General features: G+C 53.4%; 12 protein-coding genes. 6 read left to right on the top strand and 6 right to left on the bottom strand.

Translation table 11 applies throughout. The annotated features are described in order from the left end of the window. Positions 1 to 6: 6 nt before the first annotated feature. The 6 genes from E3E23_RS03400 to E3E23_RS03375 form a co-directional block, all read right to left on the bottom strand. Positions 7 to 1,206 (bottom strand): cysteine desulfurase, encoded by a 1,200-nt coding sequence (locus E3E23_RS03400; RefSeq protein WP_167906311.1) that lies wholly within the window; start codon positions 1,204 to 1,206, stop codon positions 7 to 9. Then, the gene (locus E3E23_RS03395) at positions 1,203 to 1,496 is read right to left on the bottom strand and encodes a hypothetical protein (protein ID WP_167906309.1); all 294 of its coding nucleotides are present in this window, start codon (positions 1,494 to 1,496) and stop codon (positions 1,203 to 1,205) included. The genes E3E23_RS03400 and E3E23_RS03395 overlap by 4 nt, the downstream gene beginning before the upstream one ends. A 79-nt stretch (positions 1,497 to 1,575) precedes the next feature. Further along, on the bottom strand, positions 1,576 to 2,586 hold the full coding sequence (gene hypE / locus E3E23_RS03390; RefSeq protein WP_167906307.1) for a hydrogenase expression/formation protein HypE: 1,011 nt from the start codon (positions 2,584 to 2,586) through the stop codon (positions 1,576 to 1,578). A 160-nt stretch (positions 2,587 to 2,746) separates the two neighbouring features. Beyond that, positions 2,747 to 5,059, bottom strand: coding sequence for a carbamoyltransferase HypF (hypF, locus tag E3E23_RS03385; protein ID WP_167906667.1), 2,313 nt, complete (start codon positions 5,057 to 5,059; stop codon positions 2,747 to 2,749). A gap of 92 nt (positions 5,060 to 5,151) precedes the next feature. Then, positions 5,152 to 6,255: a hydrogenase formation protein HypD gene (hypD, locus tag E3E23_RS03380; protein WP_167906305.1), complete on the bottom strand. Its 1,104-nt coding sequence runs from the start codon at positions 6,253 to 6,255 to the stop codon at positions 5,152 to 5,154. 1 nt (position 6,256) lies between these two features. Further along, positions 6,257 to 6,502 carry a HypC/HybG/HupF family hydrogenase formation chaperone gene (locus E3E23_RS03375; protein WP_068666102.1) on the bottom strand — a complete coding sequence of 82 codons (246 nt, stop codon included), beginning with the start codon at positions 6,500 to 6,502 and terminating at the stop codon, positions 6,257 to 6,259. A gap of 296 nt (positions 6,503 to 6,798) precedes the next feature. Here E3E23_RS03375 and E3E23_RS03370 point away from each other — a divergent pair, with 296 nt between their 5' ends. The 6 genes from E3E23_RS03370 (at position 6,799) to E3E23_RS03345 (ending at position 14,697) form a co-directional block, all read left to right on the top strand. Then, a complete protein-coding gene (locus E3E23_RS03370) occupies positions 6,799 to 7,350 on the top strand; it encodes a TetR/AcrR family transcriptional regulator (RefSeq protein ID WP_167906303.1) in 552 nt (183 codons plus the stop codon). Positions 7,351 to 7,765: 415 nt separating this feature from the next. Beyond that, positions 7,766 to 9,829, top strand: coding sequence for a formate dehydrogenase subunit alpha (fdhF, locus tag E3E23_RS03365; protein ID WP_240920724.1), 2,064 nt, complete (start codon positions 7,766 to 7,768; stop codon positions 9,827 to 9,829). Positions 9,830 to 9,834: 5 nt separating this feature from the next. After that, a complete protein-coding gene (locus E3E23_RS03360) occupies positions 9,835 to 10,332 on the top strand; it encodes a 4Fe-4S dicluster domain-containing protein (protein ID WP_012571238.1) in 498 nt (165 codons plus the stop codon). 14 nt (positions 10,333 to 10,346) lie between these two features. After that, positions 10,347 to 11,798, top strand: a complete 1,452-nt coding sequence (locus tag E3E23_RS03355; RefSeq protein WP_167906299.1) for a hydrogenase 4 subunit D — start codon at positions 10,347 to 10,349, stop codon at positions 11,796 to 11,798. A 6-nt stretch (positions 11,799 to 11,804) separates the two neighbouring features. Continuing rightward, a complete protein-coding gene (locus E3E23_RS03350; RefSeq protein WP_167906297.1) occupies positions 11,805 to 13,784 on the top strand; it encodes a complex I subunit 5 family protein in 1,980 nt (659 codons plus the stop codon). A gap of 10 nt (positions 13,785 to 13,794) precedes the next feature. After that, positions 13,795 to 14,697 (top strand): respiratory chain complex I subunit 1 family protein, encoded by a 903-nt coding sequence (locus tag E3E23_RS03345; RefSeq protein ID WP_167906295.1) that lies wholly within the window; start codon positions 13,795 to 13,797, stop codon positions 14,695 to 14,697. Positions 14,698 to 14,699: the final 2 nt, after the last annotated feature.

The raw sequence follows: 14,699 nt of genomic DNA, 5'->3' as shown, positions 1-14,699 counted from the left end.
GTCGGGTCACTCCCTGAGATTCCTCACGAGCTCTTCCATAACGCTCAGGAAGGTCTCGACCTCTTCAATGCTGTTGTAGACGTGGAACGATGCCCTCACCGTCCCGTTTATTCCCAGTTTCTTCATCACGGGCAGCGCACAGTGGTGGCCCGAGCGAACCATGATGTCGTGGTCGTCGAGTATGGCCGCGACGTCGTGTGGATGAAGCGGTGGCACGTTGAAGCTGACAACACCTGCGTGCTTTTTCAAATTGCGCGGCCCGTACCATGGAATCTCGAGCTCATCGAGGCCTTCGGTGGTCCTCTTAACGAGCTTGTACTCCTGCTTCTCGATTCTGTCCAGTCCAATCCTCTCGATGTAGCGGATTCCGGCGGCCAAACCGATCGCACCGCCGATGTTTGGCGTTCCGGCCTCGAAGCGCTCCGGTGGCTCGGTGAGCTTGTAGCCGTCGAGCGATACGTCCTCTATCGTTCCGCCTCCAATGAAAGGCGGCTCGAAGGTCTCAAAGAACTCCTCCCTGATGTAGAGCACGCCTATTCCAGTTGGCCCCATCGGGCCTTTGTGACCGGAGAAGGCCAGGAAATCGGCGTGGAGCTTCTTGACGTCTACCTCCATGTGGCCGGCGCTCTGGGCGGCGTCGACTACGAATATCGCGCCTTCATCCTTGGCCATCTTCCCGAGCTCCTCGACCTCGTGGATAACACCGAGAGCGTTGGAGACGTGCTGAACAGCGACAAGCTTCGCTCCCTTTATCTTCTTTTCTGCATCACTTAAATCGAGGTTGCCCTCGTCGTCGCCCTCTATGAACTCCAGTTTGAGGCCCAGTTTTTTGGCCAGACGCTGCCAGGGCAGTAAATCGGAGTGGTGCTCGTAGGGTGTGGTCACGATTCTGTCTCCCTTCTTGAAGAGATGCTCAAGGCCAAGCGCAACCAGGTTCAGGCTCTCGCTCGTGTTCTTTGTAAAGACTATCTCTTCGAACTTTGCCCCGATGAAATCTGCCACGATCTTTCTGGACTCCTCGTACTTGTGGGTCGCCATCTGGGAGAGCCTGTGAACTCCCCTGTGGACGTTTGCTCTGTACCTGAGGTAGTACTCATCCATCGCCTCTATTACGGGCTTCGGCGTGAGTGAAGTCGCCGTGTTGTCGAAGTAGATAACCTCGCTCGTCAGGGGTATGTCCTTTCTAACATCGTCGGGAATCCTCACGATACCACCTCCAGAACTCCAGCACAGTCGTATATGATTCTAGCAATCTCCTCGCCTTTCTTTGAGTCCTCGAGGAGCTTGACGATTATTTTGCCGCTGGGATAAACGCTGACCTCATAGCCGTCCATCTCCAAGATCAGCATCATCCCGGGGAAGAGCCTCTTGATAGTATAGCCTCTTTCCTTTAGACATTGGGCGGTCTTGGTAATGTCCACTTCAATCTTTTTATCCCAGGAATACCCGCTTATTACAGTCCCCTTCATAGTAACACAGGGTTTCGCTATTATCATGCTCTCACCAATTGAAATCTCGAAGAAGGACGATTTATAGCTTTCCTAAACTCAAGGTTAAGGACAAAAATGGGAAAAATCAGCAGACCCTCGGAACCGGGTCTCCAGCTGGTGGTTCCAAAAACCTCTTTCCGCCTATGCCCGTCTCAACTAAGACCTTTCCGCGGTAGTCTTCAATAACCTCGCCGATTATGGCAGCGTTCCTTCCTTTCTCCGTCTTCCTCATCGCTTCAAGAGCATCCTCAGCGTGCTCTTTTGGAACTATCATCACGACCTTGCCCTCATTGGCCACATCGAAGGGGCTTATTCCGAGCATCTCACTGGCTGCCCTTACCTCCGGCCTTATAGGCACGTCCGCCTCGCGGATGAGTATGCCCACGTTGGCCTTTCTGGCCATCTCGTTGAGGGCGTTGCTTAAACCACCCCTCGTCGGGTCCTTCATGGCGTGGATGTTCTCCCAGCCTATTGCGTCTGCCACAGATTTAACCACTTCCCAAACAGGCGCCACGTCACTCTTCAGCTCGGTCTCAAAGGCAATTCCCTCGCGGTGGCTCATCAGGGCTATTCCGTGGTCTCCTATCGTCCCGCTAACTAAAACAACGTCCCCCACTTTGGCCCCAGCGTCGCTTATCGGCCTCTCAGCTATTCCTATGCCTGCGGTGATGACGAAGATGCCTATGTCGTCCTCCACAACTTTGGTGTCGCCAGTAACTATTGGAACGGGCACTTCCTTTGCCGTCTCGTCCATCGAACGGAGGATTTTAATGAAGTCCTCACCGTCGAAGCCTTCCTCGATTATCATTGAGTTTGCCAAGGCTATGGGCTGGGCCCCCATAACGGCTAAATCGTTGACCGTTCCGCTGATTGCCAGGCGTCCTATATCGCCGCCAGGGAAGAATATGGGCCTAACCGTGTGGCCGTCGATAGTGAAGACGACGTGCTTATCCCCGAAGGGTATCGTTGCACCGTCGTCTAAAGCGTCCAGCCCTATTCCTCCCGCACTATTGAGGCTCAGGTTCTTCAGTATCACATCCCTCAGGAGCTCTTCCATTATTTCTCCACCGGCACCGTGCTCGAGCTTGATTTTCATTTTTATCCCTCCAACAGGCTTTTAGTTCAAGACTAACGAGGCTATGGGGAGTTCTCTCCTAACAGCGGCGAGGATTTTATTCTCCTCTGCGATTTCACGGCTCGGTTCCTCTTCATCCTCCCACCTTTGCAGCCTATCGCCCTTTCGGCATTTAACCTTTTCACAGCATGAGGTCCTCTCCACTCAGGTATCCCTCAAGGTACAATCCCCCGAGGAAGGCCTGGCCAACGTTTATTCCGTTGTCTCCCCTTGGAACTTCGTAGGTTGAGTAGAACTTCAGACCGTTGGCCTCAACGATCTTCCTTACTGTCTTTACGATGAGTTCGTTGAATGCAACGCCACCGCTGATTCCAACGTTCTTGACCCCGAACTCTTTAGCTTTTTCCACAGCTATCTCACCGAAAGACCTCGCGAGGGCGAGGTGAACCGAATAGGCGACATCAGCGGGTGCGGCGTTCACTTCTAGGGCCTGCCTGAACAGCTCCTCGACCTTTATCAGTTCACCCTCCACCGGAACAGTAAAGCCGAGGTCGTTCTTGCCGCGCATGGCGAAGCTCTCAAGCTTCATAGCCGGTTCACCCTCGTAGTGCCTCCTGTAGGCCACGTTAAGCAGGACGGAGAAGGCATCGAGCACCCTTCCAGTTGAGGAGGCGTAGGTAGTGTTCACTTCCTTTGCCAGCTGGGTGAGGATGACGTTGAACTCGACCCTTCCATAGGGGAGGCTCTCTACCGCCTTCGGGCAGCACTTCTCGATAATTTCCTCAAGCTCATCTATGCCGTAAACCTTGCTGAGGATTCCCATTAACGCCCTGAGTGGGTAGTAACTGGCTAGATCCCCGCCTGGAAGTGGATAGTAGTCAATGTGGGCCAAGCGCTCGACATCCTCGTAGCTGAGATATATCACCTCGCCACCCCAGGTGTGGCCGTCGGTTCCGTAGCCGACGCCGTCGACCGCTATGCCCACTATCTCGTCGAGGTTGTGCTCGGCCATCACTGAGGCTATATGCGCGTAGTGGTGCTGAACCTGCAGGAACTCGACGCCAAGCTCGTTGGCCATCTCCATCGCGAGCTTAGTGGTGTTGTATGAGGGGTGAAGGTCGGCCACGATTAAATCCAGCTTTTTGATGCGGAGTATCTTCTTGAAGTGCTCTATGGCTTGCCGCATGAACTCCAAGACTTCAACCTTTGAGGTGTTGCCTATGTACTGGCTTGGGTAGATTTTTCCGTTCTTGGAAAAGCCGAAGGCGTTCATGAGCTCTGCTCCCATGGCTAACCCGCTGTACCCGAAGGGTATCTCTATCGAGAGTGGAACAAAGCCGCGGGAGCGCCTGATAATGGCCCTCTTGCCGTCCACAAAGCGGACTACGCTGTCGTCGGCTCTGTTAAGTATCTTCCTGTTGTGGAGCAGGAGGTAATCAGCCATCTCTTTCAGTTCCTCGAAGGCCTTCTCATTGTCCTTGACCATCGGCATTCCGGGGTAGTTGGCGGAGGTCATGACGTAAACGGGGGTTTTTGAGTAGTGGAAGAGTATATAATGCGTCCCCGCGTAGGGGAGCATGACTCCGATGGTGTGGAGCCCAGGTGCGAGTATCTCCGGGAGTGGGAAGGGTTCCTTCTTGCGGAGCGTCACGATGGGCTTGCGGTAGCTCGTGAGTTCCTCCAGCTCTTCTGGACCGATAAAGGCGAACTCCTTTATTGTCTCGATATCCTTTGCCATTATCGCGAAGGGCTTTTGGGGGCGGAGGGTCCTTTTCCTGAGCTCCTCGACGACGTCTTCTCTAGTGGCGTCACAGGCGAGGTGAATTCCGCCGATTCCCTTGATAGCCACGATGTAACCCTTGTCTATCAGCTCGGCGGCTTTCTTCAGGGGGTCGCCGATTATCTCCTCGCCGTCGTTTGTATAGAGCCTGTAACTTGGCCCGCAGACGGGGCAGCATACCGGTTCGGCGTGATAGCGCCGGTTGAGGGGGTCTTTGTACTCACTCTCGCAGAAGTCACACATCGGGAATTCCTTCATGGTTGTGTTCTCACGGTCGTAGGGCAGATCCTCAATTATCGTGAACCTTGGCCCGCAGTTAGTGCAGACGATGAAGGGATACATGTAGCGCTTGTTGGTGGGGTCAAAGAGCTCTCTGACGCAGTCGTCGCAGATGCTCACATCGGGTGGAATTATTGAGTCTCCTCCAGAGCCGCCAGGGGAACTCTTTTCAATATAGAATCGGTCGAAACCTTGAACTGGAATCTCCCTTTTCTTGATCCTTTCAATTCTAGCGAGAGGGGGGAGCTTCTCCCTTAAATCGCGCAGAAAAGCGTTGATGTTCTTTTCGTGGCCTTCAACTACTATCTCCACTCCTGCATCTCCGAGGTTCTTGACGTAGCCCTTCAAATCATGCTCGTGAGCGATCCTGTAGACGAATGGCCTGAAACCAACGGCCTGAACGATACCCTGAACGTGAATCCGGTAAGCTTTCATTCCTCTCACCGGTTTCTCTTTAATGTTTACAGCCTTTATACGTTTCTAAAACCAAAAGTTAAAAACTAGGAGCGAGTTCTAAACCTTTGGTGTCAGAATAACGCCCCGTACTTGTAGAAGATGCTGCAGGTTCCCTCGTAGGACACCATGCATGGGCCAACCGGATGTCTCGGAGTGCACGTCTTCCCAAAGTGCGGGCACTGCGGTGGAAGTGCCAAGCCGCGCAGTATTGCCCCGCAGAGACAGCCCTTCTCCAGGTCTGGTAGCTTGGGAACCTCTGGGTTATAGTAGGTTCTTATCTCCAGCTCCTTCCACTCGTCCTTCAGCTCAAGTCCGCTCTTGGGAATAACCCCTAGGGCGCGCCATTTCGCGTCCGTTACCTCAAAGAATTTCTCGATGAGAGCCTGAGCGGTGATGTTGCCCTCGTACTTGACGGCCCTCGTGTACTCGTTGATTATCTCAACTCTGCCTTCCTTGACCATCCTTATCAGGAGCAGGATCGCGAGGAGCATGTCAACCGGCTCGAAGCCGGCAACAACCTGGGGAACACCGTACTCGGTGGTTATGTATTCCCAGCCTTTCACTCCTATTATTGTGGAGACGTGGCCGGGGTCTATTAATCCGTGGAACCTCGTGCCCTGCTTCACCAGAGCCTCAACTGCTGGGGGCGTTAAGCGGTGAACGGAGTAGATTTTGAAGTTTTCAAGTCCTTCTTCAACGACCGCGTTGAGCATTCCAGCGGCTGGTGCAGTGGTGGTTTCAAAGCCAGGGCTGAAGTGAACCACTGTTCTGTCGGGATTTTCCTTGGCGAGCTTGTAGGCGTCAAAGATGGAATATACCACCCTGACGTCGTAGCCTTCGCTCTTCAGGTCGGCGAAGCTTCCTCTTGGCGTTGGTATCTTGTACATGTCGCCGAAGGTAGTGAGGATTATCTTGTCCCCTTCCTCATAGGCCTGGCGCATTATCTCCTGCATCTTGACTATGTCCTCGACCGGCGTTATGCAGACGGGACAGCCGGGGCCGCTGACGATTTTGACATTCTCTGGAAGCAGTGATCGAATTCCGCTCCTCGTTACCGTGTCCTCGTGGGTTCCGCAGACGTGCATGAAACGAACCTCTTCGAGGCCCTTTGCCTCTTCGTGGATTTCCCTGACTATCTTCTGGGCGAGTTCCTTGTCCCTGAACTTTTCGAGCATTTCAATCCCTCCGCGGGAGTCCTCCGCCCCGGGTTATTCTAAAGACTTCGTCCCATGCTTCGAGTATCTCCTTAGCGCGCTCCTCGTCCAGCTTCTCTATTGCGAAGCCCGTGTGCACAATCACGTAATCGCCAACCTCGACATCAGGAAGCAGGTCAAGGCGCGCTTCCCTCTTTACGCCTCCGAAATCAACAATCGCAACGTTTCCGTTGATTTCGAGAACCTTAGCTGGAACCGCCAGACACATTTCTCTCACCTGTTTCTAGGTTTGCCGGGGGCTTTTTAAATGTTGCATAAAAAAGAATTTCATGTAACTTCAACTAAAAGGATAATCTCTCCAACTGGAGATTACAGTTCCACCTCAAGACCTGATTAAACTCGCAAACCAAAAATTCTCAAAGACTAAGGGGCTTGTCCTCCTTTAGGAGCTCTTCTTACCTCCATGATGAACACAGGTCTTCCCCGCGAATTATTTGAATTGCCGTAACTTTTTTATATAACGCCAATGACCTCGCAGTCAGTATAACGCGGGGAGTGCTGGGAATGGACACCAGAGAGCGGATACTGAAAGCTGCAGAGGAACTCTTTGCCGAGAAGGGCTATGATAAGACTACCGTTGATGAAATCGTTGAGAAGGCAGGGGTTGCTAAGGGCACTTTCTACAACTACTTTAAGAGTAAAGAGGAGCTGATAAAAATCGTTGCTCTCCAGTCCCTGCCGTACTCCGCAATAAGGGAGGAGCTTGAAAGAGAGCACGAGAGCCTTACGGAGTTTCTGCACAGTATTGCAAAGGCGTACATTGTATATTACTGCGATCCGGTCTTGCGATCCCTATTCTTCTACACGCTGGCGGTGAGAAGCAAAATAAAAGAGGTTGAGGAAATCCACAGGACATTCTGCACAGAGGCGATTTCCAAGGGTGCCAAGAAGATATCTCAGCTCGCAAACGTGGATGAAAAAACTGCCATGGTGGTTTTTAAGGCGTTTTATGGTGCCCTCTTTTCGAGATTGGTTTTTGTTGAATATTCGTGCACCCCGGATGTGGATTACGTTTCAGAACTTATCAAGTTAATAGAGAAAAGTTTGAAAAACTAGGCGGTGCTGTGAATAATTTTTTGCATAATCCCTTTTTCTTGAGCATCTTTGTGCATTTGGGCGTTGTTGTCCGGAGGTGGTAAACGTAATCACTAAATGGGCCCTTTCTCATTTGGAAAATCTGTTTAACTTAAGGATGCTTTTTTGTGTTCATCTCGTTATTGTAGTTCAAAGTGCAGCTCCATATACGCGAATTGTTACCCATTTTAGCATTCTCATTCCGATCTGAATAATATGATTTTGGTGGACAACAAAATCCATACTTTTTGTTATCAATTGGCCAAAGAACACGAACTTGCACTAAAAAACCAACTGTGTGTACAACACAACGTTAAGGAAAACTATTTAAATGATTCATTACTCACTGCGTTCGAGTAAACTGACCAGTCAGTCATAGCCGACTTGGGTGATGCATATGGCAGAGAAGTTGGTGCCAGTGGTCTGCCCGTGGTGTTCCGTTGGTTGTAGGTTCTACATAGTAAATGTGAATGGATACCCCAAGAAAATTGAGTTTGACTACGAACATGACACCAGGAACCACGGCAAGCTCTGTCCGAAAGGTGTCGCTGCCTTCCAGTACCTCAGGCACCCAGACAGGCTTAAGAGGCCTCTCAAGAGAGTCGGCGAGAGAGGCGAGGGCAAATTCGTGGAGATAAGCTGGGAGGAAGCTATTAAGGAAATCGCCCAGAAGCTCAAGGAAATCAAGGAGAAGTACGGCCCGGAGGCTCTTGCTTTTCTCGGAAGTGAAAGGTGCTCCATAGAGGAGAACTACGTTCTCCAGAAGCTGGCAAGGGCTTTGGGAACCAACAACATCGAGTATGTATGTAGGATGTGTCAGTCAACCGCCGTTGCAGGTAAAGGAATGGTTCTTGGACACCCCGGCCTGACGAACCCCTTCGAGGACATTCTCAAGGCCAAGGTCATTGTCCTCTGGGGATACAATCCGGCTGCGACCAACCCGGTCTTCTTCGGCCAGTACATTGAGAAAGCAATCCTCGACAACGGTGCCAAGCTAATCGTCGTTGACCCGAGGAAGACAAAGACCGCGAAGTACGCGGACATACACATACAGCCCTATCCTGGAACTGACCTTGCTGTTGCCTTGGCTATGCTCAACGTCATAATCACCGAGGAGCTCTATGATAAGGACTTCGTGGCGGAGCGCACGGAAGGCTTTGAGGAGCTCGCCAAGACCGTCGAAAAGTACACCCCGGAGTGGGCTGAAAAGGTCAGCGGTGTTCCGGCTGAACTCATAAGGAAGGCTGCAATCACCTTTGCAACGGCCGGAACCGCCGCCCTGCTGACGAACGAGGGTGTGAACCAGCACGCCAACGGAACGAGGACTGTTATGGCTATCACTGAGATGATGGTTCTCTGCGGCTACTTTGGAAAGGAGGGCGTTATGTCTGGAGCTATACCCGGTGCCCACAACGGTATGGGCGCTGGCCTCATGGGTATTGGACCACACGAACTGCCAGGAAGATTCCCGCTCCACGCCGAGGAGCACAAGAGGAGAATTGAGGAGGCATGGGGCTTCAAGATCCCAGAGAAGCCTGGAATCACTTACGTTGAAATGATTGACGCAATCCTTGAGGGCAAGCTCAAGGCCCTCTACGTCATGGGAACCAACCCTGCCAAGGCCCTTCCGAACCTCAAGAAGGCTGAGGAGGCCTTTAAGAACATCGAGTTCCTCGTCGTCCAGGATATCTTCCTTACTGAGACCGCGAAATACGCCGACATAGTACTTCCAGCGGCTGCATGGTTTGAGAAGGACGGAACCGCCATAAGCTTCGAGAGAAGGGTCCAGAGGAGCTTTAAGGCTGCTGACGCACCGGGAGAGGCCAAGCCTGACTGGGAAATCCTTGTTATGCTCGCTAAGGAGCTCGGCTTTGGAGAGTACTTCAACTACTCTGATGCAGACGACATCCTGAGAGAAATAAACAGAATCATTCCGCCCCTTGCTGGCGCGACACCCGAGAGGCTCAAGAAGAACCTCAAAGGCTGTATGATACCCTGCCCAGACGAGAACACTGAGGTTCCGAGACTCTTTGTCCAGGGCTTCCTCACGCCAAACGGAAAGGCCCAGCTCATACCTGTGGAGTATAAAGAGCCTGGAGAAGTCCCCGATGAGGAGTACCCGTTCTGGCTCACCAACTACAGGCTCGTTGGCCACTTCCACACCGGAACCATGAGCCACAGGAGCAAGAGCCTGAGCAAGAGGTGGCCGGAGGAGTACATTGAGATCAACGAGAACGACGCGAAGAGGCTCGGCATAAAGGACGGCGACCTCGTGAGGGTCGAGACCAGGAGGGCAGCGCTCGTCTTCAAGGCTAAGGTCACACCGCACATCAGGGAGGGCGTCGTTGCCGCGCCGTGGCACTGGGACTTCAACTATCTGACCAAGGACGTCCTTGACGAATACGCCAAGATGCCCGAGCTGAAGACGGCCGCATGTAGAATCTCCAAGGTTGAGGGGTGATTTAAATGAGCAAGAAGATATTTATTGATTTTAAGCGCTGCATCGCCTGTAAGGCCTGTGAAGTCGCCTGTGAAATGGAGCACGGGGAAGCGAGGATTAGGGTTTTTGAGTTCCCCGATCTGACCAGCGTCGCCTTCAACTGCCGCCACTGTGAAAAGGCTCCATGTATGGAAGTGTGTCCAGTTAACGCGCTCTCCAAGGACGATGATGGCGCAGTCGTTCTCGACCCCCTCAAGTGTATCGGCTGTCTCATGTGCGGCCTCGCCTGTCCATTCGGCATTCCGAAGATAGACGAGTACAACAAGATAATGGACAAGTGCGACCTCTGTGCCCACAGGAGAGCCGAAGGAAAGCTTCCGGCTTGTGTCTCAGCGTGCCCAACTGAGGCCCTCAAGTACGGCGACATAAACGATGTCCTCTGGGCCAGAGAAGGAAAGATAGTCGCCGAGCTTAAGGACATTGGTGACAGGACCAACGTCCTCGAGGCCTACCTCATCAGATGAAAGGAGGTGCCGGGATGAACGCCTCTCCCTTCATCATATCTTTTTTGATCCCCCTGCTCCTCGGTCCGCTCCTGTTCAAATTAGACGGTAGAAAGGCCGATGTATTCATGCTCATCGCCGTTGTGTCTTCCTTCCTGGCTAATCTGGTTGGAGTCCTTGAATACCTAAAGGTCGGTGGCGCTTATCACATCGTTTACCTCGAAACTTCTTCCCTCGGTGAAGTCTACGGCGTTATAATCGACCCGATGAGCGTTTTGGTCGGTTTTGTCGTGAGCTTGGCTGGCGTGCTGTTCCTTCTCTACGCGGTGGACTACATGAGCGAGAGGAACAAGCAGCACCCTGTCTACTCTGATAAGGGCAGGTTCTACGCCTGGATGGTCATCTTCGTTGGGGCTACGCTGGCGTTCATATACTCCTCCACGACGCTTCAGCTGCTCATATTCTTCGAGATAATGGGACTCGCCTGCTGGGGTGTCGTTGGGTATTATAAGAGCCCGAAAGCCGAGAGGGCTGCATACAAGGCCCTGCTCGTGCCGAACTTCGGTGCCATGGTGGGCCTCTACACCACCGTTGGCATTGGCATCCTCAAGCTCCATGATTTGAGCATCTATGCGCTCCAGAACCTGAATGATGAGCTCAAGCTTCTCGTGTTCCTCGGCGTAATGGTTGCGGCCTTTACTAAGAGCGCCCAGTTCCCGCTCTATTCATGGCTTCCGGACGCGATGGCCGCTCCTACCCCAGCGAGTGCCTTCCTCCACGGTGCAGCGATGGTTGAGATGGGCGTCTATCTGCTCGCCAGGGTTACTCAGTTCATGCAGCCGATTCCAGAGACAGCTTTCTACGTTATGCTCGTCTTCGTCTCGCTGACCCTGCTCGTAGCAATTCTCTACTACCCGCTCCAGAAGGACGCCAAGAGACTCCTTGCTTACTCCACCATAGCAGAGGCCGGAGTGATGTACGTCGGCGTGCTCTATGCCGTGCTCGGCTCTGCATACGGCCTCCAAGCGGCCATGTTCCAGCTGGCCAACCATGCCTTCGTCAAGGGGCTCGCCTTCCTCACCGCGGGAACCTTCAGCTACGCCTTTGGAACGCTCGACATGGAGAGGATTAAGGGCCTCGGAAAGCTCGTTCCGGTCGTTGGCGCGAGCTGGTTCTTGGCCCTTCTCGGCCTGGCTGGAGTTCCTCCGCTCGGCCTGTTCTTCAGCAAGGCGTACCTCTTCATGAACGCCTCAGCGATAGCCAATTGGGTCGGCTGGATTCCGCTCTTCCTAGTGCTGGCCGATGCCACGGTTTTCCTTGCGGTATCGCTCGGGTGGATTAAGAGGATGGTGTTCAGCGAGCCCCTCCAGGAGAGTGCAGAAGTTTCTCCTCTGATGCGCTTTGTCCTCGTAGTCCTAATAGTCCTGTCCATCGTTGCGCCGTTCCTGAGCGTGAAGCTCGTGACTCAGATAGGGTTCATGGGGTGATGCGGGATGATGGAAATTCCGATCTCGCTCTACTCACTCTCAGCGATTTCCGGCCTGGTTGGGGACTTTAAGCGGAGCATTAAGATTTCGAGCGTCCTCTCAGCCATGGCATCCTTATCCCTCCTGGGCATAGCTGCTGATGCCCTATCTAGAGGACTCCCCGTTCAGGAGAGCTTTTTGGGCATTCCCCTAATCATAGACAGCCTCTCCCTCCCGTTCCTGTTCATCATCGCCCTGCTCAGCCTCGTGGTTTCGGTGTACTCCATCTCTTATATGGAAGTCCACAGAGATACCGGAAGACCACTGGCGTACACCCTCCTCTACGGCACGTTCGTGCTGTCGATTGTATTCGTGGCTCTGACGTCAAACCTGCTCTGGTTCGTCTTTTTCTGGGAGCTGATGACTCTAACTTCCTTCGTCTTCGTGAGCTGGAGGGAGCAGGACGCTGGAATTAAATACCTCCTTACCATGCAGCTCGCCAACACCGTGCCCCTCTTCGTGGCCCTCGGCATAATCTACTCCGCCACTGGAAGCTTCAGCGTTGATTACGCCACGCTTAAGGAGGTTTCATCGTCCCTTTCTCCGATCCAGCTCAAGCTGCTCTACGCAATGTTCCTCGTAACTTTCCTTGCGAAATCTGGAAGCGTGCCCTTCCAGTTCTGGGTACCTGATGCCTACGAGGCAGCTCCCAGCAATATAGCCTCGCTGATGGCCGGCGTCATGGAGAAGATGGCGGTTTACGGTCTGATAAGGCTCCTCTGCAACGCCCTGCCATGCAGTGAGAGCGTTGGCTACGTTCTCGTCATCGTCGGCATACTCACCTTGACCTTCGGAACCCTCTATGCCCTCAGAGAAACCCACGCAAAGAGACTCCTCGCGTACTCAAGCGTTGGACAAATGGGCTACATCTGGTTCGCGGTGGGCATGGGTATGGTCTTCCTGACGAGGGGCATGGAGAGCCTGGCCTACCTGGCCTTCCTCGCTGGAGTCTTCCACTCCTTCAACCACACCCTCTTCAAGGGGCTGCTCTTCCTCATTTCGGGCAACTTCGAGTACTCCGCCGGAACGGCTGACCTCAACGAGCTTGGTGGCTTGAGGAGGGCAATGCCGTACTCGTCGCTCTTCACCGTCATAGGTGCGCTCTCCCTCGCTGGAGTGCCCCTCTTCAGCGGCTTCCTCTCCAAGTGGATGATTTACCAGGCCGGCTACTACTCTGGAATCGGCCTCTTCGTCTTTGGCTCCGTAATGGCGGTGTTCATGAGCGCCGTAACCCTGGCGTACTCGCTCAAGCTCTATACTTCCGCCTTTGGAGGTGAACCGAACGAGAAGACTGAGAACGCCAGGGAAGTCCCGTCGGGCATGCTCCTCGGTGAGGGAATCCTTGCCTTAACCTCGCTTGCCGTTGGAATACTTCCAGCTATCGCTTACCCGATATTAACGATTTCATTGAATGGCGGCGACGTCACCGTTACAATGGGCTCGATATCCACTGACTTTGAGTACTTCTCACCAATAGCCCTGCTCCTTGCGGTTTCATTCATTGCGGTTGCTTCATACTTCGTCTTCAGACCAAAGACCGCCGATGTCAAACCTTGGAACACTGGAGCGCTCTTCCTGCCGGAGGAGAGGTATGGAGCGAAGGCCAGGGACTATTACAGGCAGTACTTTACCGAGATGGGGGGCCTCTATAAGCTTGGAAGCGCCGCTGGCAAGGTCGGAAGGGTCCTTCTCTCTGCTCTGATGTCCGTCTACCTCGTTCTCGCCAGGGGCCTCGTCTACACCGGCAGGGAGAAGAAGCGCTCCTTCACCCTTGACGAGCTTCGCCACCGCACCGTCAGGTACCTGGACGAGGCATTCTTCGCGCCGATAATGGATCTAGTCAAAAACATCGCCGTGCTGGCAGCGGGCATCTCGGTGTCCATGGACGAGCTCTTCCTGGCTTCAATGCTGACCACGGTGATAATACTCGCACTCCTCGTGTTGTGAGGTGATGGTGATGGACTACGTAAGCATTATCGCCGCTCCAATCGTCCTCTTCCTCCTTCCACCGTTCCTTGACGGAATAGGGAGAAGAATAAAAGCAAGGATTCAGTACCGGAGAGGACCGCCTATAATGCAGACGTTCTACGACCTCGAAAAGCTTCTCAAGCTGTCGTCAGTGCTCCCCACTGACAGCCCAATCTTCAGGCTGGCCCCGTACATAGCCCTGGCATCTGCCATTGCCGGCGGCCTAATGCTTCCCTTCGGAAGCGAGCCGGTGTTGGCTTTTGGAAAGAGCCTCATAGTGTTCTTCTACGTCATGGCGATGGTCAGTATAGTGATGATACTTGCTGCTTTCTCCGTCCAGAACGCGTTCTCGCACATAGGCGGACACAGGGAGGTCATGCTGATACTCTCGATTGAGCCAGTGCTGGCCGTCGTCTTCGGTGTCCTGGCATTCAAGCTTGGAACGCTCAACGTCGCTGAGATGCCCTTCAGCGCTGGCCTTTCGCTTTCCGTTGCCCTCGCTTACATCCTGCTGGCTTACGCGGTCTACGTTGAGGGCGGCTTCGTTCCATTTGACATAGCTGAGGCGGAAACCGAAGTAATCGGGGGCCCGCTCACCGAGTACAGCGGAAGGCTCCTCGGAGTCTTCAAGTACGCCCTGCTCGTCAAGAGGGTTGTCCTGCTCTGGTTGCTGGCGTCTATGATTGTGATTCCCGCCATGAGGTCTCTCGGTATAACGGGTCCAGTGGCACTGCTCGTCGCCCAGCTGGTCGTTACGTTTCTGCTTTATTCGCTTGCCGTGGCCGTTGAGGCTGCAAACGCCCGCCTGAGGATCGACCAGGCGGTTTCCCTTAACAAGAAGGTCTTCCTGATGTCCCTTGCTGTCCTGATAATAGCGCTGGTGGGGTGGTGAAT

This window comes from Thermococcus sp. CX2 (assembly GCF_012027555.1).
Classification (GTDB): Archaea; Methanobacteriota_B; Thermococci; order Thermococcales; family Thermococcaceae; genus Thermococcus.
The sequence above is the reverse complement of the archived record's forward strand: the minus strand, read 5'-3'. Positions and strand labels throughout refer to the sequence as shown.